This window comes from Ruegeria sp. B11, assembly GCF_056539785.1.
Window position 1 is genome coordinate 26,970 of the sequence record NZ_JBQFVO010000009.1, and the last position, 18,677, is coordinate 45,646.

Below are 18,677 nucleotides of genomic sequence, written 5' to 3' on the forward strand. Positions count from 1 at the left end.
TCCCCGAAGCCAGCACGAAGGTCAGCTAAGGACACACTCATCTCACATGTTAGCCGTCTCAGCCACTCGCATGTTGATATCTTTTCTCTGCGTCCATGCTTTCATGTTTTGCTGAACGAACTGATCGATAGAGGTTGGTCGTGATCCGGTCAGCTTCAGCACACTGTTAGTGACGCGATCCTCTGACCCGCCAGCAATTACACCGTCCATTGCCGCCAGAGTTCTTGCGTATTCTTCCGGCAATCCGAGGCTTTGATGACGCTCTGTCAGTTCATCGACGGTTAGGTGATGATGGGTGATCTTCCGCTCCAATTGATTGCTCAGTGTTTCGGCAACGACATCATAAGAAATCGCTTCCGGGCCAGTGAGTATATAGTCAGTGTTTTCGACTGATGGAGTGACCAGCAGCGCCGTTGCACAGGCTGCTATATCGCCAGCATCGATAAAGCCCACTCGGCCGTCATCTGTCGCTGTGTAGATGGCGGACTCATCGCGAATGGGATCACGGTGATGAAGCTCTGAGAAGTTCTGCATGAACCAGGTTGGACGCAATACGGCCCATTCTGGAGCGTTGGAGCGCAGCCAAGTGTGGACTGCGCCCATCATGGGTCCGCCTTCTTCCAAAGAAGAAGCGCTGAGTAGCACGAAGCGTTGGACGCCAGCGGCAAGTGCCGTCTCAAGACCGGGCTGCATTGCGCCCAGTGAGTCCACGGTGTCTGTGGGTGCTACGAGGTAAACAGCCCTGACGCCTTCGAAAGCTTCTGTGAACGTAGACGGATCGCTCCAGTCGAAACGCACGTCGTTTTTGTTCTGAGGTCTGCGTGTTCCCACGCTGGAGGCCAGCCCTTTTGCATGTAGCTGTTTGACGACGCGGCTTCCCGTTTTTCCGGTGCCGCCGGTGACAAGAATGGAACTAGTCATCAATAAAGTCTCCCAGCTTCGACTTAAGAACTTCGACGCCGCCGACGGCGTTTAGCAGAACTAGCGGGTTCCAGTAGTCGCGATAGCGCGTGATGCGTCCGTTTTGGACCTCAATGACCGATATGTAGTTTTGATCATAGCGCCCGGCCTCACCTTCACCTTTGCAGGAGAATTCCAACACAAAGGTTTCACCGTCTTTCGCGACATGGGTGACTGCCGGGCTCATGGATTCAAAGCTGATGAGGCTTCCAGCTTTTGGCAGATAGGCGGCCATCGTTTCTCGGCCACGGAGTTCTCGCACTGACCCTTCTGGAGAAAACGGGAACTCGAACACGATGCCTTCGTCACACATATCCAGGAAGTTCTCGCCTGCTTCTGCGATGATTGCATCTCCGAGGGCACCGCGCAGCATCGCGCCAAAGCTGGGTATGTTATTCGTATCAGACATTATTTCTTTACCTCTTGTTGTTCCCTTAACGGGTGGGTTGTTCTGTGACTGGTGACTTGGTTTATGCCGCTTTTCCAAACTGCATGATAAGGACGCCGGAGATCGACAGCATAGCACCAGTGATGCGATAGAAGTCCGCTGGTCGAGCAGCGTTTCCAAGTAGCCCGTTCTGGTCCAGGATGAGTGCCATCGTCATTTGTCCGGCGACTACTGCGGCAATAAAAGCGGCGGCCCCAAAGCGTGGGATCAGAACCATGGTCGCCATCACGTAAATGACACCAATCACACCTCCTACCCACGCCCAGGGAGGAGCCGCATATAGTATTGATAAGCTTGGCAATGTCGGTCGAAGCCATGCGATGCCGACCACCAGGCAAACGAATGAAATTCCAAACGACAACAGAGTTGCCCAGAGTGGGTGACCAGCCGCGCGGCTGAGCTCTGCGTTCATTCCGGCATGGATGGGTATCAAGGCCCCGCAAAGCAGAGGCGCAAACCAAAGAAGTGCGATTTTCGGGTCCATCTTCGCGTCCTTTCCACAAGTGCCAAAATTGGGTTGCAGTATTTAAGGGTTTGCTCCAGATTGCATCGGAACGATACCGTTTCGTCCTATCTAAGGGAGAATCACGATGGAACGCAATAGTTCCGACGTAAGAAATCCTGATCGGCCGCGTCGGAAGCCGGCCGGGGCTGCCGTTTTGCAAGACACGGTGACAGAAGCAATCCAACGCGCTTTGTTCGAGGAATGGGCGGAAACGGGTTACTCGTCTCTACGAATGGAGCGCATTGCGGCTCGCGCAGGTGTCGGAAAGGCGGCGCTCTATCGAAGGAGTAAATCCAAGTTTGAACTGGTGACCAAAGCGGTGAAATCAGCGGCCACGAATATCACTCCAATTCCGGACACAGGATCTTTTGAGAAGGACGTTGCCAGGCTTATGCGCAGAATGGCTGCAACTCTGCGCCATCCGCTTGTGAGGCGGATTCTGCCGGACCTACATGCTGAGCACGCTCGTTCTGATGAATTGTCAGAATTGCTGGAGAGTGTGACGCGGGATCGCCAGGCCCAGGCAATGGTTATGTTGGACAGAGCCATTCAGCGTGGCGAGCTGACAAAAGACACAGATCGGCAAATGATCCTGGATATGTTTATCGCACCGCTCTACTGGCACGTCATCGTTCAGCATCGACCTGTCAGATCAGCAGACATTCAACGATTTACCAATCTGGTACTAAGTGTATAAAAATAAGCAGTAATCATAAAGCAAGTTGAATAACTGAGACGAAAGTCGCTTGGGTTTTCGGCACAGCCTAACAGCCTAGGGAACCCAATTTTTATGGGTGATCGCATAATTCAAAGCTTCGAGATCTTCAGTCAGCTGGCTGTATGAGATTGGCCCTCCCAGGCACACCCTGACCGCTTCGTCGGGTGCGCCTGTTACCGTAAAGGCATTGCTCGGCATAACTCCGACTTGTCGATTGGCCATGTGGCTCATCACGTCAGCTCGGCTAGACCATTCGGGCAGCTTGAGCCAGATATTGAATGCTTCGTTGCTGCCGACGAAGTCTTGGTCCAGCATAATCTTGGCCGCCAAGTTCTGTCTGCGGTTGGCCTCATTGCGTACGAACTTTTGCACCGCCGCGGCTGTACCATCCTCGATCCATCGCGCCATCAAAGCTGTTGTGATTGGTGACGCCATGACATTCGTTGCCTGCAAGGCACGCGTGAAGTGGGTTTTCGACAGCCCGGACGGAACCACCGTAAGCGCAAGCCTCAAACCAGCGCCCAGACACTTCGAAAGACCCGCGATGTACCACCCCAATTCGGGGATCTGCTGTGATATAGGCGGTGGCGCATCCGACGACACGAAACGACAAGCGTCATCTTCAATCAAAGGCAAACCGTACTTGTCCAAAACGGACGCGATCTGCTGACGTCTCTCCATCGGAATTGTAAGCGTCAGGGGATTTTGCAGCGTCGGGTTCAGATAAAGAGCAGAAGGTGTGTGCTCTTGGATAGCGGCATCCAGATCATCAGGAAGAATACCGCTGTCGTCTGATCTCACGCCAATTAGCAGGATGCCAAGTTGAGCGCCTATGGCACGAATACCGGGATATGTCACGCGCTCACAGATCACGGTGTCTCCGGGCTTGGTGAGCAATGTCAGGATCGACAGCAAACTGGCATGTGCGCCAGGCGTGATTGCCAATTGGTCTGCTGTAACGTCGATATCATTGATGTTCATCCAGCGCGCTGCGGTCTCCCGGTCTTGCCGGCTCCCGATAATGGATTGGTAGCGAAGCAGAGGAACTAAGTTTGCAGCAACATGTGTGAGGCCTTGTTCCATACGGGCCACCAGAGCCGGATCATCTGGCTCCGGGGGCATGTTCATGTTCGGGTCTTCTTCCAGCGCGCGGCGTGGGTCTGCTTTTTCTGCTGTTTCTTCTGGGTTCCGGATAAACGAGCCCCGACCGACAAAGGTGTCGATATATCCTCGCTTCGCAGCCTCTGAGTACCCGCGAGAGACAGTTGTGAAATCCAAGCCAACAAGCTTGGCGACGCTGCGTTGAGGCGGAAGCCTGTCACCTGCATCTAGCACACCTGTCTCTACATCATGTCTGATCGCTTCCGCGATCTGGACATAGAGTGGTTTCCCGTCGTCGCGCAGATTCGGCGTCCATGACTTCAAGGCATCATTCCATTCAATGTATAAGATTGTGTCTGTCGTATTTATCAGCATTTCAAGCGAAATTCAACATGTTGTCGCACTTGCAATCATATTGATTGGTAATTGATTGCATTATGTCTGAAGATGGACTATCTGAGGCACGACCGAAGGAGATCAAAGATGTCCGACCTTGCAATTGACAGCCACGACGACAGTGAAGAGCGCCCCATCAAACCCGCAATCATGAACGGGATGCGCCTCAAGTGCCCCAGATGCGGGGAAGGCAAACTACTGCACAGCTACATCAAAGTGAACAATGAGTGTTCGAATTGCGGTTTGGATCTGAGCCATCAGCGGGCGGATGATGGTCCGGCTTATCTTACGATCTTGATCGTTGGCCACCTTATGGGGTTTGCGTTGCACATCGCCTGGGTGACATGGAGGCCAGAACCTTGGGTCCTGGCTTTGAGCATGTCGGTCATTGCAGTAGTCGGTGCCTTGGCACTGTTGCCGGTCATGAAGGGCCTGATTGTTGGATACCAATGGGCCAAACGCATGCACGGGTTCTAGCCAACCGCCCTCCCAATGAATTCACAGCCCTTTCAGAGGATGGTTTCCTTGATGGATTTGAATTTCTATTCACTTGAGGCGACAGGAAAGACGATTGCGGATCTCACAACAGCCGCACCCCTTATTCCTGCGAGAACCCCTGTCAATGTGGCCTGGCTGAATGATGAGGATGATTACGACAGGCTGCGAACGGTGCGCCGGATCGACGACGCCGGACTATTGCCGGTGCCGATATTTGCAGCTCGTCGCCTTAAATCAAAGAAACACTTGTTTGACCTGACCGAAAAACTCCGGTTTGCGGGCGCACAGGGACAAGTCATGGTCGTTGGAGGTGACCCATCAAATACGTCGGAGCCATTCAACAACACGATGGATCTCCTTCGAACGGAGTGGATTGAAAAATATGCGATTAAGAGGGTCACCTTACCGGGTTTTCCTGAGGGGAACGCTGCCATAGGCTATCGTTCGGACGTGGCCCTACTGGAGCAGAAGGTAAAACTTCTGGAGTCCTACGGGTGCAGCGTGAGCATAACAACTCAACTTGCCTTTGATCCCGACAGAATTCTCAACTGGATAAGCCAGCTTCGAAACATTGGTGTTAGCCAGCCGATCCAAATTGGGATACCTGGGCCGACCAAAAAGGATCTCCTGCTCAGGTTTGCACGCTCATTTGGGGTTTCGGCTGGCGGGTTGAACAACGTGAGTGTCACCGTGGACGGGATCGTAGATTTCTCCCGTCTGGTCTGCTTGATCGAACAAGGGCTGCAACGACGCAATTTAGCTGATGTTGCGGTTCACCTTTATCCTTTTGGTGGCGCGAAGGTTGCCGTTGAGTGGCTTGCTGCGACTAAGGCGCGGCAAGTTCGGGACGCTTCGAGCAAAATGCTAGCCTGAGGAAAAAGGCCGCCCTTAGAGGTCGGCCATTTCAGTTCTTAGAAAAGTTTTCTTCTTATTATTGAGGGTATCAGGCCGCCAGTGCGACCGAGTCCTTACCGGCAGGGATCCGTAGCGGACAAGTGGTATCGGTCACGGCTCTCCAGATTGCCTGAACAACATCCTCTGAAAAGGTGAACTCTTTCCCTTCAGCGTTCATAAAGGCCGCCATAGTCTGCTCGACGAATGGCTTGTAGTCTTCAGGCGTGTCATTAGATTCTGACATCAGTGCCATTGCGTTCTTGCCGAAATTCGTTGTTGGTGCCTGACCAGGTAGAACGATATGGGTGCGAATACCCAGAGGAGCCAATTCAAGGGCAAGACATTCGGTGAAGGCGTTCACTGCGGCCTTGCTTGCCGTGTAGACCGAAGCCAGCGGCAGCGGTTTGAGTGTGACGCTGGAAGAGACATTCACGATCACCCCCGACGCTTTCGCGCGCATTTGTGGCAGCACGGCTCGGACCATTTCCATGGTGCCGAACGTGTTGGTCTCAAAAATCCGGCGCAGGTTATCTTCTGATGTGCCCTCGAAAGGGGAAAGCCAGCCGACGCCTGCATTGTTCACCAAAGCGTCGATGGGGCCAGCAGCTTTCACTGCCTTTGTGATGCTCTCGCTATCCGAGATATCCAATGGCAGGATCGTCAAACGATCCGAGGCCGGGAATAGTGCTTCATCTGGCTTACGCATTGTTGCCATAACCGACCATCCCTGTTCGAGAAAGAAGCGCGCAGTCTCCAGCCCAAATCCCGAAGAACATCCTGTGATCAATACGGTCTTCATGACGTTGTCTCCTGTTCGTTGATGCCTTGAAAGTAACCAACGTGAGCGGTATGATGTATAATTATTCATCCATTTTTTGTTATCAATGGTCCAAAATGGCAGATCCATTCTCTGAAATCATCGCCCTCCTTCAACCCAAAGCATCCTATTCAAAGCTGGTGCATGCATCGGGACCATTTCGAGTGCATCGCGAGGATGTAAACGAGGCCTTCTACTGCTCACTTCTAACTGGACGTGCATGCCTGGACGTCGAAGGAAAAGAACCATTGGTTTTGAATGCGGGTGACTTTGTGCTTATCCCTGCGGTCAAGTCATTCACCTTTTTAAGCATGGACCCGCCTCCACCCGCTGATTTGATCAACCACCCTGTGGAGGGTGAAAACGGAGTTTTCCAGCTTGGGGCATCTGATGCGGAGCCAGAGGTTCAACAACTCGTAGGACACTGCACCTTTGCCAGCCCGGACGCTGATCTATTGATCTCTCTACTGCCTGATCTGATTTTTACCCGCGGTGAGGGTCGGTTGGCTGCACTTACGGGGCTTGTTCGTGACGAGGCGCGTGAAAACAGGCCGGCGCGAGATGTGATCGTCGAGAACCTATTGCAAGTCCTACTGATCGAAGCCTTCCGCTCTGGCGCGGACCCGGCCCCGACTGCCGGCCTTTTGCATGGATTGGCAGACGTGCGGGTTGGACCCAGTTTGCGAGCCATGCACGCGGCTCCGGCTCACAGTTGGACTGTTCAGGCTCTTGCAACCGAAGCCGGGCTGTCTCGATCTGCATTCTTCACCCGGTTTGAAGGGGTCATGGGAATACCCCCAATGAGCTACTTGCAAAACTGGCGGATGACGCTGGCAAAACACATGCTCCGGGCAGGAGATCTCAGCATTGCCGAAATCTCTGCCCAGACCGGATATGGGTCATCCAGTGCCTTCAGCACCGCATTCTCTCGCTATGTAGGATGCCCGCCCGCGCGCTACTCAAAGGCAAATCTACTGGAAGCTTCGGGCTAAGCTTTTCAGATGACACCGCCATTGGCGCGAAGAGTTTGCCCACTGATCCATCGGCCATCAGGACCGGCCAGGAGCGAAACAACAGCAGCGATGTCTTCGGGCGTTCCGAGCCGACCAAACGGGTTCATCTTCTTGATGTTTTCAATTACTGCTTCCGGTTTTCCATTGATGAACAATTCTGTCCCAACCGGCCCAGGCGCGACGGCATTCACGGTGATGTCACGTGAGCCCAGTTCTTTGGCAAACACATGGGTCATCGCTTCCACAGCGGCTTTTGTCGCCGCATAGACCCCATATGTCGGCTGATAGAGCCCGACAACACTGGAGGAAAGACTGACAATCGCTCCGCCCGCGTTAAGTCGGTTGGCAGCCTCTCGCATTCCGCGAAACACACCGCCAATGTTGATGGTGCAGTGAGCCTCGAAGTCGTCATCAGATGTAGATGCAACTGCACTCAGGCGCATAATACCCGCGTTGTTGACCAGAACATCGGCAGAGCCGAACTCCTGTTCAGCCGCATCGAACAAGCTTGGCATGCAGGATGGATCAGAAATGTCACCCTGAACTGCGATTGCCTGGCCGCCAGCTTTTTTGATCGCGTCCACAATCTCGTTCGCTCCGGCCTCGTTACCCGCATAATTGGCAATGATTGCGTGGCCATCCTGAGCCAGGCGGAATGCGATGGCTGCGCCAATTCCTTTGCTGGCGCCGGTTACAATTGCAGTTCGTTGTCCGTGTACCATGTCATTCTCCTGTCTGATTGCAGCGAAGATAGGCAAGGAAACAGGCCAGATAATCTGCCTTGAATTGGAATGACAATTCGATAAAAGCGAACAATGATCGATAGACTTGAAACCATGCGCCTGTTTGTTCGGGTGCTCGAACGCGAGAGCTTCACAAAGGCCGCAGCGGATCTGAATATCCCGCGGTCTACCGCAAGTGAAGCCATCCAGAGGCTGGAGCGCGACCTAGGTAGTCGGCTGCTGGATCGAACAACCCGCCACGTGGCCCCAACACCGGATGGGCAAGCCTACTATCAAAGATGCGCGTCTATTTTAGCTGATCTGGAGGAAGCTGAAGGAGCACTGCGTGGGCACGAGCCCTCAGGTCTGCTGCGCCTTGATGCCCCCGGCACTCTGACGCGGGTATTCCTGCTGCCGCACCTGGCTGATTTTTTCGCGATGTATCCCAAGATCACCCTTCAACTTGGCCAGACAGAGCGCCTGGTGGACCTGGTGCGCGAGGGCGTTGATTGCGTCATCCGCGCAGGCATTCCTGATGACAGTGGCATGATAAAACGGCACCTGACCGATCTCCCTGAGATCACCTGTGCGAGTCCATCATATCTGGCCAAGTTTGGCACTCCCACGTCGATAGACGATCTGAAAGGTCATCAGATGGTCGGCTTCCTGTCTTCGCGAACCGGCGGCGCACTACCGCTGGAGTTCAAGATCGGTGACAAGCTCAAGGAATTTACGTTGCCAGCGCTGGTTACAGCAAATGACGCGGACACAGTGCATCATCTGATCCGAGACGGGTTCGGAATTGGACAAGCTCCAAAGTATCGTTTTCTGGAAGACTTGAGAGCGGGACGCCTTGTAGAAGTTTTACCGGATATGCCACCATCGCCCACTCCGCTCGCTGCATTTTACCCGCAAAACCGACAACTATCCCCGCGCGTCCGGGTTTTCCTCGATTGGGTCATTCGCATTTTCGACAAGGCAGCGCTTTGACCAAGTGTCTAGGGCCGTCCTCTTGACTTTGCAAAGTCCGCTAACTGCGCATCACAGCCACTAGAGACGATAGATGCTACTAGCGCAGCGAAGGGCAGCTCAGTGGCCCTATTGCTTTTGGCGGTTTGACAAAATGGTTCAATCGCAAATGGCGGCATGCCTTCTTCCCCTCACTTTCCCTTCGTGGGCCCGCGGGATTTGGACAAGCCAAACGCCCCTGGCCGTCAGGGTGAGGGCGCGGCCCTCCCCCTCGGGCAACCCTCTTAGACAGGGCCGTGTCCTCGGCTGTGCCTGCGGGCCGCACCACCCCTGTCGAATAGCGTTGTCTCGCCCCCTCCCGCGTTCGCCACGTGGCAGATTAGCAGGAACAGGCAGCTTCGCTGTCTGGCCTGCAAGTCAGCTCTAATTTTCCGAAAGGGAAGTCAGATCAAACCAAACTGTTTGCGGGAGTCTGAGATGGGGGTGGCGTGTTAGTTGATGACGCAAAGATCAAACTCAACTGATGTCCAACTTTTGGGGGCGCCTTCTAATTTCGAACGTTCACCCCGTTTCTGGTCCAACTGTGACGGTTGGGTCAGGTTCGTGTGACGTTCAACAGGGTGTCGGGCGACACATAGTTTTGCCATTAGGCAAAATCTAAGCTATTGAATTTGCTAACTCTTGGTTGTTTCTTTCGCGTAACCCTTACCATTTGCGACTCAAAGATCTGCCATAAAACACGAGTGTCCTATTCAACCGTCGTTGCTCTCCTTTTATTGATCGGCAGGACAAATCTCGAAGTCTATTTAGACTCCGCGCTCAACACAGGGCACTTTTAGTGGAATGAGAAATTCGCCACGCAACCAAATGCGAGTTCGAAACAGAAAAGATAAAACCTGTTGTGGCCTTTGTTCCGCCGTTTAGAACAACTGCTTCTCTTTCGCCAGTAGCGCGGCTTGCGTTCGATTGGAAACGCCCAATTTTGCCAGCACGTTTTTTACATGCAGCTTTACCGTAACCTCTTGAATTCCTAGGTTTCGGGCAATTTCCTTGTTTGAAAGGCCGATGCAGAGCTGTTCCAGCGTCTGCATCTCCCGGCTGGACAGGGTGGCAAAAACGCCAGACGACTCCACTGGCTCATCTGCCTGTCCGAAATCGAAGGGAAAATACCGTTCGCCTGACAGTACAAACTTGATGGCGTTGACCAGCGACACAGCTTTCAAGGACTTGGGGATAAACCCGTTTGCACCGTTCTCCATTGCCTTGTTGGCAACCTCCCGGTTAGCGACACCTGACATCAGTGCAACCTTAGTCGCAGGAAAGGCCTGACGGGCGCGACTGAGGCCATTCAGGCCGTCCATTCCCGGCATGTGATAGTCGAGGATCAGCAGATCGATGGAATCCAAACCGCGCATCAATTCCAACGCTTCTTCCAAATTGGCAGCGGTTTGGACTTTGAAGTCGTCTACGGTTTCCAGATAGGCCGCGATTGTGTCGCGGACCAGATCATGGTCGTCAGCTAAGAGGATATTAGGCATGTCCACAGTGTCCTTACGCTGAACGCATTCACAACCAAAAAATCAGGCCAAAACATGACAGAACTATACTTTGGTATAGTTGCCTAAGCCAATGCTCTGATGACCGTGGGGGATCAATAGTTATAACCCAGTTTACCTGACCCGGAGTCTATTCAATGGCACAAAAACACTACTCGCGGATTTACGTCGTGCTGTTCATGCTATTGCTGAGTTTAGTCACTCCGGCCACAGCTCGGGCAGAGATGACGTTGGAATTAACAACATCAGGCTCTAACTCCGCAACCGTCGAATTCAGCCTTCAAGATCTTGACGCAATGGACCAGGTGACATTCAGCACCTCAACGATCTGGACAGATGATAAAGTTACTTTCTCGGGGGTGCCGCTAAAAGCCCTGCTTACCGAATTGAACACAGACGGCACCAGTATCGAGATGGTGGCCTTAAATGATTACAAGGTCACGATGCCACTTGCGGAACTTGAAAACGACGCTCCGATCATCGCCACTCGCATGGATGGCGAGACGATGTCTGTTAGGGACAAGGGGCCGTATTGGGTTGTTTTCCCATACGATCAGGATCCCAAATACCGGGCTGAAACGATCTACACGTTCAGCATATGGCAGCTTAAGCATTTGAAAGTCGTAGATTAACACGCTGAGTGTGCTTACGGTGACCTCAAGCAGGAGGTTGCAATTGAAGCCAGAGTTGAACCGATACCGCCTCTTGGTATTGGCAGGCATCTGCCTGTTGATCATCTTGTTCGCAACAATGGTCTCGAACCTGTTAACACAGGTACGCGACTTGTCGAGCGCTGATGAAGACAACATTCAGTGGAGCATTTCGCAGCTTGACATCGAGTTTGCGAACCTCGACGCCGTTCTAACCGAGCAAATTGCTGCACAGACAGGCTTCTCTGACCAATTACAGTTGCGTGCAGACATTGCCTTAAGTCGTTTGAACGTTGTCAATTCTGGACGGGCCCGCGAAATTTATGGTGACAGTAGCGAAGCGGCGGAATTGATTGAGCAAATCGAGGTCTTTGGAGACGATGCCGTTGCAATTTTGGATTCGTCCGAGCCACTGGACGAAACTGATCTACTTGAGCTGAAACGCTTGGTTCGTGACGTTCGCCCTGTTGTTCGAGAGCTTGCATTGCTGGGCGTCCGGATAGTTGCCGAGCGTTCCGAGGACCGGCGCGCTGAATTGGCCGGCCAATTGTCTCGAACCGGGGGAATTGCAGTCGGTTTACTGGTCCTTATGGCACTCCTGTTACTCTTCATGGATCGACTTTTGCAGCGCTCCGTTCGCAGGGACGCGGCTCTATCTGCATCGTCAAAGCAACTTGCATCGACCGTCGCTGCATCACTAGATGCGATTGTAACTTCAGATAGTTCCGGACGTATTATCGAATTCAACGCTTCGGCCGAGCGCGTTTTTGGTTGGACCCGAGACGAAATTGTTGGGTTGACGATGGAGGACACCTTCATCCCACAGCGTATGCGCGATGCGCACCACAATGGCATGAAGCGTTACCTAGAAACGGGCGCGCCACGTGTCGTTGATGCCGGCCGTATCGAGCTTGCGGCTTTGCGCAAAAGTGGCGAAGAGTTCCCAGTCGAATTAAACGTTACAACCACTCATGATGGTGATGACACCAAGTTCATTGCCTACATCCGTGACATCAGCGAGCGTAAGATCAACGAGCAGAAGCTGATTGATGCCCGCGACCGAGCCGAGAGGACGGACAAGGCCAAATCACAATTCATGACAGTGATGAGTCACGAAATGCGCACCCCCCTGAACGGTATTCTGGGTGTGCTTGATCTGCTTAAGACTACCCCCCTAAACGACCAACAGGTTCGCTATACCCGCATCGCAACATCTTCCAGCGAGGTTTTGCTGGAACATGTGAACGAAGCACTCGATATCACTCGTATTGAAACGGGTAATCTTCAACTGAACTCCGAAGCCTTTGATCTAACAGAGCTAATGCAAGCGTTGGTCGAATTGTTTGAACCGCTCGCCATTGAGAAAAAATTGGCTGTGAAACTCGACATAAACCCAGCAGTGCAAGGGCCATATCACGGTGATTCCGGGAGAATTCGCCAGGTACTTACGAATTTGATCGGAAACGCAATTAAGTTCACTGAAGATGGAGAGGTCACTTTACGCGTCAGCGGCATTCATGGCCCCGAAACCTCTTCACTCCGTTTTGAAGTGATCGATACTGGCATCGGAATTCCCGCCGAACAGCACGAACAGGTGTTTGAGGATTTTATTGCCCTCGCGAATAGCGAAGGTCGCCAGGCTCGTGGGGATGGTTTGGGGTTGTCCATCTCTCGTCGCATCGCGCGGGCGATGGGCGGGGATGTGTCCCTAAAAAGTGTCGAAGGTGCGGGATCGGTGTTCATCTTAACTTTGCCTTTAAGACGCACAGGACCTGAGACGCGAGACGACAGTGACAATCTGGCCCAAAACGCCAAGCAAGCGCCCTCCTGCAATATCCTTATTGTCGAAGATAACAGCATCAACCGCAGTGTCCTGTGCGACATGCTAACGACGATGGGACACACTGTACGCGAGGCTGTTAACGGCGAAGATTGCTTGCAAAAGGCCAAGAACGAGGCGTTCGATATCATCTTGATGGACATCAGCATGCCAGTCATGGACGGGATTGAAGCGACCGAACGCTTACGCCGCAGTAACGGGATAAACGCCGGGACACATATTGTCGGATTAACAGCCCATGGGCGCGAAGAATACCGTGAAAGATCTGTAGCTGCGGGCATGGATCGCTTTCATACCAAGCCCATCAGGCTAGAGGCTCTGCAAAATATTGTTGCGGAAGTGACCTCCAAGCACTTGTCCAAACCGGATACGGCACACTTTCCCGAAGCCCTTTCTGAGATGATCGACTTGTTAGGCAGCGCTAAGGTCGCAAATATCGCGGAGAAATTTCTGTCCGAGATAGCTGAATTTACGGCGGATCTTCGCGTCGCGAGCGACCCGCTCGATACGCTGGCTTTTGCAGAAGCAGCCCACAGCGCCAAGGGCGCGGCGTCTCTATTGGGGCAGATTGAACTCCACGATGCTTTGGAAAAGCTGGAACTTGACGCGCGCGATGGAAATCTCACGGCAACGCAGATCTGGGCCGAAACACTGGAAGCCGAGGCAGCAAAGTCCAAATCGGTACTTGATGGGGCCATCAACCGCCACACCAACACCCCATAGGCCTATCCACCCTAACCGTTGGGATAGCTGCCCCAGCCTTAATCCCCGCAATCTATACTCTCGCACCCCGGCACGTTTCGCTCCGGGACTCTACACCTGAGTTTATCTTGAACAGGGTCGCCTGGAGGGGCCCGTGCAGAGGAACATCAAAATGAAAGATTCAAAAAAAATCATAGTGGTCGGTGGCGACGGATTCTGTGGCTGGCCAACGGCGCTCCACTTATCAAAGCTGGGTCATAGCATTACTATCGTCGACAACTTGTCGCGCCGTGAAATTGATGCGGCGTTGGGCTCTGACAGCCTGACGCCAATTGCGTCCATGGAGGATCGACTTGCCGCATGGAAAGAGCATTCAGGCAATACCATTGCATTTAAAAACATCGACATTGCACAGGATTTTGGCGCCGTCACCACTTTGCTGGACACGATCAAACCAGACACCATTGTGCACTTTGGCGAGCAACGCGCCGCACCATATTCGATGAAGGGTGTCGGTGAGAAACGCTACACCGTCGACAACAACATTTCGGGCACTCACAACTTACTAGCGGCATCGGTCGCTCTGGGTTTAGACCCACACTTTGTCCACCTCGGGACTATGGGCGTCTATGGATACGATGATGACGGGTTGGAAATCCCTGAAGGCTACTTGCCGGTCTATGTCCCTGGTGACGATAAGCAGATCACGAAGCGTGATATCTTGTACCCGACCAACCCCGGCAGCGTTTACCATCTGACCAAATCCATGGATCAACTGCTGTTCCAGTTCTACGCAAAAAACGACCGGTTACGCATTACTGACCTGCACCAAGGCATCGTTTGGGGAACTCAAACGAACGAGACGAAACTGGACGAGCGCCTGATAAATCGCTTCGACTATGACGGAGATTACGGAACCGTATTGAACCGCTTTTTGATGCAGGCCGTCGTTGGTCACCCGCTGACGGTGCACGGAACAGGTGGCCAGACACGGGCGTTCATCCACATTCAGGACACCGTGAAGTGCCTTGCCCTGGCCGTTGAAAATCCGCCTGAAAAGGACGGCAAAGTTGCAATCCTCAACCAGATGACTGAAACGCATACCGTGCGCGAGCTAGCCAAACTTGTTGCAGATATTTCCGACGCGCGGATCGCCAACGTGGACAACCCACGCAACGAAGCCGCTGAAAATGATCTGCGAGTTTCGAACAAAACCTTTCTCTCATTGGGGCTGAAGCCGATCACACTGGCCGAAGGGTTGATCGACGAAACACAAAAGATAGCTGCAAAATACGCCGGCCGGTGCATTCACAAGATGATCCCATGTGTTTCAACCTGGACCCACAAACAACGGCCCGGCGTTGTCTTTCCAAAGCCACACAAAGTGGCCTGACCTTCTGCACCGCCCGTGTTGGTCCCGCTTGGAGGTGGGGCCAGCGCGATCGGTTACTTAAAACCATAAAATTACAGTGAAAAACATGCGCATGATTGGCATTGGGCTCATGGGATTTCTTTTGGCAGGCATAGCCCTCCTGCTATCGACAATGAACATTCTGGAACAAGGAAAACGCTACCTCCATGAAGTAACGTTCGGCCCGCAACTGGTGTTTGAGCACCGCACACCCGCCCAAGCGCAGGATGTGTACGAAGCCGTGGTTGTGCGCGCCGATCCGGACCATCCGGTCATTTTATCCGGTTTTCCCGCCTACCAGAGCGTCACATTCATGATGCCAGTGGATGCACGCCCGACGTCTGGATACCTCCAAATCGATGCAACGTCTCAGGTTCTGGATGGGGTTGAAGGGGTGCTGCGCATCTCAATCAATAATACCCGCCGAGGCGAGATGCTGCTGCGTTCAGGCGAGGTGGGACGTTCCCTGCAAATTCCTCTTTCACAGGTGGACTTTGCAGGGAACCAACTGGTCGTTTCTTTCTCGCTGCAGGGCACTGGCCCTCAAATCCAGTGTGGTTCGCAGGACGGTTTCGAAGCCGTTGTTGAGATTGAAACGACCAGTGCCATTTTTTTGACGCTAGATCGGCCACTGCACAGTGTACGCGATCAGGTGCACGCCTGGGGTCATGTCGTGCGTGTTGCTTGGCCCCACTGGCTGAAAAAGGACGAACAGCTTCGCCGCTTGGTGTTGGCAACCCAGTTCCAGCGACGGGGCCTTGCAACCGTGTTTGCTCCGTCCCCACAAGAACCAGCCTTAAATACGCTCGAGCTACGCGCGGTACTTCCAGCCTTTCCTGAAACCGATGTGCATGGGCGAACGGTGGGCGCGTTGGCGCAAAAAGGAATGAATGGTGGTTTGCGCCGCTTTTACAGACAAGCTGTATGGCGTGAGCGTTTCGATTTGGGAGGGCGCAGCGGACAGTACATACCCAGCCAGTTGGACCTGCGCATGCAGCTTGGGCACCTCATGCATGGTCAAAATTGGTCGCTCACCGTAACGCTGAACAACCGACTTGTTTTTCAAGAGCATACCAAGGGGTCTAAAGCCGAGTACGAAACGTTAATTGACCTCCCGGTTGATATTCAGGTCGCCACAAATACGCTGGAAGTAGTGGCGACAACGACCGCTCCGAAAGACGGCGTGTGTGATCAGGGCCCTGAACTCGTGGCGGAGTTACTACCTCATTCCCGTTTGATCATTAGTGACATGCCCTTTGCCAACGCAGTGTCCGAACTACACACCGCCTTGGATAATGTTGGGCCGGTCAACATTGCCATGACTTCAGAACTAACCGCGCCGGACGCTGCCGCGGCAAGCCGCATGTTGGACCTAGTGATACCGGCTGGCGTTGAAATCAAACCGGCTGGAAGAAAGGTTCACATCCATGTCCTGGGCCCAGGTCACCCTGCCCCGCTTTTACCTCATGCTGGCGCCACCTGGTTAGTCACGCAAGTCAGTGCCACCCAAGGCTTGTCCATTAAAAAACTATTGCCGAACGAACCAATGTCGCATGTCGGCCTTGCACTGCTGGTGACGCCCGCCGCCCCGGTATTACCGGAGGCAAAAGGATGAGTGGCGTTGATGACAAGCGCGAACAGATCAACTTTGTCTCGGTCGACAGCGCACCCAAACGTTTTGCCGGATCGGTTTCAGAATGGCAGGCACCCAAGATGCTGGCGGTGTTTGCGCTGCTTGCCACAACACAACTTTGGATCGTGAACACTGATTTTGTCGCACAGGTATTTCCAAACCGTGACTATGTGTTTTCGGCCCATTCGGGGCGGCACGCCATTGCGATCCGGATTTTCCTTATCTCGTTCTTTGTTGCTTTTGCTGCATTCAGTTCCGGCGATTTCCGTGGGCGATCGATGTTTGGCCTGGATCTGGTACTGACCTTTCTGGCAGGTTGCGCGGTATTCGATCTGGCAAATGTCATGGCAGAAGACATCCTCGGATCATCCTTCTCCCTGCATTTCAGTGCTATTGCGTCTGGTTTGTTCGGCTTTGCGGTATATTCGTTCAAACTGTTGGAGCGTGGTTTCATGCCGGCCCGCATACGTGTCCAACATATTCCGGTTAGTCAGATGCGTGCCTTGTTGCGCCTTGGTGTCACAATTGCCATCGCAGCAGGAGTCGCGATGTGGGTTGGCGGTTTGGGTCTGCATCTGGTCGAAGTGATGCGCAGTCTGACGCTGTTGGGTGGCATTGGTCCGGGCGTATTTCTGTTCCTGCCCGTGCTTTTTGGGCAGCTTTATGTGCTTGCTATCTACGATGTGGCGACCGCCAAGAAACCCAAGTTTAATCCACCCGTCTCGGTCATCGTGCCCGCGCATAATGAGTCCTACATCATAAAAGACACGATCAACGCGATGGATCGCGCCGCACAACGCTATGGTGGCGAAGTTAACGTTCTAATCATGAACAACAATTCGACCGACGACACAGAAGAAATCGCGCGCGAGACACTCTTGTCATGCAAGGCCGCAAAGGGGCGCGTGATTAATGTTCCGAAGCCCGGCAAATCTAACGCTCTCAACGCAGGTCTTGATGCCTGCGAGACCGAGTTTCTTGTGCGTGTCGATGCCGACACTCTTGTGGGCGAAGATAACTTTTCCCGAGCTATGCCATACTTCACAGATCCCTCCGTAGGTGTTGTCGGCGGCGTGCCTGTACCACCAGGTGGAGCCCTTTTTGACCGGGCTCGCCTGTTGGAAGTTCTTGTGAAGCACGGCTTTTACTCAGTTGCCATGGGAGCAGTGAACGGAGTTGTGGGTATCCCGGGCATGTTCGTTGTCTACCGCACGCAACACCCACGCCAACTGGGCGGTTTTGTTGAAGGGATGAATGGTGAAGACACCGATATCTCGCTCCGTATTGGTGAGTTGGGCTTCCACTCGGTTGTTGATTCCAAAATCCGCTACATCTCTGAAGTGCCGTCATCCTACAGCCATATGCGTGAGCAACGCATGCGCTGGTTCCGCTCAATCTATCACATCTCGTCGCGCTGTCGGGACCTGATCTATGGACCAAACGTGACGTTGAGGGGGAAAGTTATCCTGCCCTACATGCTGGTAAACTCCGCACGCCGCGCGATGCTTGTCCCTCTGATAATTTTTGGGACCTTAGAGTGGGGCGTCGCGTTTAACGAAAATACCCCTATCGTATGGCAATCCATCGTGGCCGTGACCACAGGTGCGCCTGCGATCGTGGCGGTGGTTGCGTCGCTGCTAAACGGTGTGCCGCGCGGCATCCTTGCGCTACCAGAATACCTGATATTTCGGGTTTTGCGGGCCTATTTCACACTCGAATCTATGCTCAGCATTTTAATCGATATCCGCGCCGAAAACCTTGAGCTTGCGATCCGGCGCGACATCGTTCCTGACAAGCCAATACGGGTAGCATGACCGCGACACTTCAACCTCTGCCACGGAAGA

General features: G+C 53.3%; 17 protein-coding genes. 10 read left to right on the top strand and 7 right to left on the bottom strand.

Annotation, left to right across the window (positions count from 1 at the left end; translation table 11 throughout):
- Positions 1 to 42: 42 nt before the first annotated feature.
- The 3 genes from ACR0I1_RS19675 to ACR0I1_RS19685 all read right to left on the bottom strand — a co-directional run bounded on the left by ACR0I1_RS19675 (position 43) and on the right by ACR0I1_RS19685 (position 1,892).
- Positions 43 to 921, bottom strand: a complete 879-nt coding sequence (locus ACR0I1_RS19675; protein ID WP_480707617.1) for an ergot alkaloid biosynthesis protein — start codon at positions 919 to 921, stop codon at positions 43 to 45.
- Positions 914 to 1,369, bottom strand: coding sequence for a nuclear transport factor 2 family protein (locus tag ACR0I1_RS19680; protein WP_480707618.1), 456 nt, complete (start codon positions 1,367 to 1,369; stop codon positions 914 to 916). Before ACR0I1_RS19680 ends, ACR0I1_RS19675 begins: the two co-directional genes overlap by 8 nt.
- 61 nt (positions 1,370 to 1,430) lie before the next feature.
- A complete protein-coding gene (locus ACR0I1_RS19685) occupies positions 1,431 to 1,892 on the bottom strand; it encodes a DMT family transporter (protein ID WP_480707619.1) in 462 nt (153 codons plus the stop codon).
- Positions 1,893 to 1,998: 106 nt separating this feature from the next.
- On the opposite strand from ACR0I1_RS19685, the gene ACR0I1_RS19690 reads away from it, so the two are divergent.
- Positions 1,999 to 2,610, top strand: coding sequence for a TetR/AcrR family transcriptional regulator (locus ACR0I1_RS19690; protein ID WP_480707620.1), 612 nt, complete (start codon positions 1,999 to 2,001; stop codon positions 2,608 to 2,610).
- A 75-nt stretch (positions 2,611 to 2,685) separates the two neighbouring features.
- On the opposite strand, the gene ACR0I1_RS19695 is transcribed toward ACR0I1_RS19690, so the two are convergent.
- A complete protein-coding gene (locus ACR0I1_RS19695; RefSeq protein WP_480707621.1) occupies positions 2,686 to 4,056 on the bottom strand; it encodes an aminotransferase-like domain-containing protein in 1,371 nt (456 codons plus the stop codon).
- A gap of 159 nt (positions 4,057 to 4,215) precedes the next feature.
- Here ACR0I1_RS19695 and ACR0I1_RS19700 point away from each other — a divergent pair, with 159 nt between their 5' ends.
- On the top strand, positions 4,216 to 4,605 hold the full coding sequence (locus tag ACR0I1_RS19700; RefSeq protein ID WP_480707622.1) for a DUF983 domain-containing protein: 390 nt from the start codon (positions 4,216 to 4,218) through the stop codon (positions 4,603 to 4,605).
- A gap of 51 nt (positions 4,606 to 4,656) precedes the next feature.
- Positions 4,657 to 5,499 (top strand): methylenetetrahydrofolate reductase, encoded by an 843-nt coding sequence (locus ACR0I1_RS19705; protein WP_480707656.1) that lies wholly within the window; start codon positions 4,657 to 4,659, stop codon positions 5,497 to 5,499.
- 70 nt (positions 5,500 to 5,569) lie between these two features.
- On the opposite strand, the gene ACR0I1_RS19710 is transcribed toward ACR0I1_RS19705, so the two are convergent.
- Positions 5,570 to 6,319 (bottom strand): SDR family oxidoreductase, encoded by a 750-nt coding sequence (locus ACR0I1_RS19710; RefSeq protein WP_480707623.1) that lies wholly within the window; start codon positions 6,317 to 6,319, stop codon positions 5,570 to 5,572.
- Positions 6,320 to 6,414: 95 nt separating this feature from the next.
- On the opposite strand from ACR0I1_RS19710, the gene ACR0I1_RS19715 reads away from it, so the two are divergent.
- Positions 6,415 to 7,329: an AraC family transcriptional regulator gene (locus ACR0I1_RS19715; RefSeq protein ID WP_480707624.1), complete on the top strand. Its 915-nt coding sequence runs from the start codon at positions 6,415 to 6,417 to the stop codon at positions 7,327 to 7,329.
- Between the two features lie 5 nt (positions 7,330 to 7,334).
- On the opposite strand, the gene ACR0I1_RS19720 is transcribed toward ACR0I1_RS19715, so the two are convergent.
- A complete protein-coding gene (locus ACR0I1_RS19720) occupies positions 7,335 to 8,072 on the bottom strand; it encodes an SDR family oxidoreductase (protein ID WP_480707625.1) in 738 nt (245 codons plus the stop codon).
- Positions 8,073 to 8,165: 93 nt separating this feature from the next.
- On the opposite strand from ACR0I1_RS19720, the gene ACR0I1_RS19725 reads away from it, so the two are divergent.
- The gene (locus ACR0I1_RS19725) at positions 8,166 to 9,062 is read left to right on the top strand and encodes a LysR family transcriptional regulator (protein ID WP_480707626.1); all 897 of its coding nucleotides are present in this window, start codon (positions 8,166 to 8,168) and stop codon (positions 9,060 to 9,062) included.
- A gap of 899 nt (positions 9,063 to 9,961) precedes the next feature.
- On the opposite strand, the gene ACR0I1_RS19730 is transcribed toward ACR0I1_RS19725, so the two are convergent.
- On the bottom strand, positions 9,962 to 10,579 hold the full coding sequence (locus ACR0I1_RS19730) for a response regulator (RefSeq protein ID WP_480707627.1): 618 nt from the start codon (positions 10,577 to 10,579) through the stop codon (positions 9,962 to 9,964).
- Positions 10,580 to 10,734: 155 nt separating this feature from the next.
- Between ACR0I1_RS19730 and ACR0I1_RS19735 the strand changes: the two genes are divergently transcribed.
- The 5 genes from ACR0I1_RS19735 to ACR0I1_RS19755 all read left to right on the top strand — a co-directional run bounded on the left by ACR0I1_RS19735 (position 10,735) and on the right by ACR0I1_RS19755 (position 18,647).
- Complete coding sequence (locus tag ACR0I1_RS19735; RefSeq protein ID WP_480707628.1) at positions 10,735 to 11,229, top strand: putative pterin-binding protein; 495 nt, start codon at positions 10,735 to 10,737, stop codon at positions 11,227 to 11,229.
- Between the two features lie 43 nt (positions 11,230 to 11,272).
- A complete protein-coding gene (locus tag ACR0I1_RS19740; RefSeq protein WP_480707629.1) occupies positions 11,273 to 13,810 on the top strand; it encodes a hybrid sensor histidine kinase/response regulator in 2,538 nt (845 codons plus the stop codon).
- A 151-nt stretch (positions 13,811 to 13,961) separates the two neighbouring features.
- Complete coding sequence (locus tag ACR0I1_RS19745; protein ID WP_480707630.1) at positions 13,962 to 15,182, top strand: NAD-dependent epimerase/dehydratase family protein; 1,221 nt, start codon at positions 13,962 to 13,964, stop codon at positions 15,180 to 15,182.
- Positions 15,183 to 15,258: 76 nt separating this feature from the next.
- Positions 15,259 to 16,815, top strand: coding sequence for a hypothetical protein (locus ACR0I1_RS19750; RefSeq protein ID WP_480707631.1), 1,557 nt, complete (start codon positions 15,259 to 15,261; stop codon positions 16,813 to 16,815).
- Entirely contained in the window at positions 16,812 to 18,647 is a 1,836-nt protein-coding gene (locus ACR0I1_RS19755; RefSeq protein ID WP_480707632.1) for a glycosyltransferase family 2 protein, read from the top strand. The genes ACR0I1_RS19750 and ACR0I1_RS19755 overlap by 4 nt, the downstream gene beginning before the upstream one ends.
- The last annotated feature ends 30 nt before the right edge of the window (positions 18,648 to 18,677 follow it).

Bases quoted from the DNA above. Each gene is read 5' to 3' on its own strand.
- ACR0I1_RS19745 (WP_480707630.1), top strand. From the start codon at position 13,962: ATGAAAGATTCAAAAAAAATCATAGTGGTCGGTGGCGACGGATTCTGT.
- ACR0I1_RS19720 (WP_480707625.1), bottom strand. From the start codon at position 8,072: ATGGTACACGGACAACGAACTGCAATTGTAACCGGCGCCAGCAAAGGA.
- ACR0I1_RS19725 (WP_480707626.1), top strand. From the start codon at position 8,166: ATGATCGATAGACTTGAAACCATGCGCCTGTTTGTTCGGGTGCTCGAA.
- ACR0I1_RS19675 (WP_480707617.1), bottom strand. From the start codon at position 921: ATGACTAGTTCCATTCTTGTCACCGGCGGCACCGGAAAAACGGGAAGC.
- ACR0I1_RS19755 (WP_480707632.1), top strand. From the start codon at position 16,812: ATGAGTGGCGTTGATGACAAGCGCGAACAGATCAACTTTGTCTCGGTC.
- ACR0I1_RS19705 (WP_480707656.1), top strand. From the start codon at position 4,657: ATGGATTTGAATTTCTATTCACTTGAGGCGACAGGAAAGACGATTGCG.
- ACR0I1_RS19735 (WP_480707628.1), top strand. From the start codon at position 10,735: ATGGCACAAAAACACTACTCGCGGATTTACGTCGTGCTGTTCATGCTA.
- ACR0I1_RS19690 (WP_480707620.1), top strand. From the start codon at position 1,999: ATGGAACGCAATAGTTCCGACGTAAGAAATCCTGATCGGCCGCGTCGG.
- ACR0I1_RS19680 (WP_480707618.1), bottom strand. From the start codon at position 1,369: ATGTCTGATACGAATAACATACCCAGCTTTGGCGCGATGCTGCGCGGT.
- ACR0I1_RS19710 (WP_480707623.1), bottom strand. From the start codon at position 6,319: ATGAAGACCGTATTGATCACAGGATGTTCTTCGGGATTTGGGCTGGAG.
- ACR0I1_RS19730 (WP_480707627.1), bottom strand. From the start codon at position 10,579: ATGCCTAATATCCTCTTAGCTGACGACCATGATCTGGTCCGCGACACA.
- ACR0I1_RS19715 (WP_480707624.1), top strand. From the start codon at position 6,415: ATGGCAGATCCATTCTCTGAAATCATCGCCCTCCTTCAACCCAAAGCA.
- ACR0I1_RS19685 (WP_480707619.1), bottom strand. From the start codon at position 1,892: ATGGACCCGAAAATCGCACTTCTTTGGTTTGCGCCTCTGCTTTGCGGG.
- ACR0I1_RS19700 (WP_480707622.1), top strand. From the start codon at position 4,216: ATGTCCGACCTTGCAATTGACAGCCACGACGACAGTGAAGAGCGCCCC.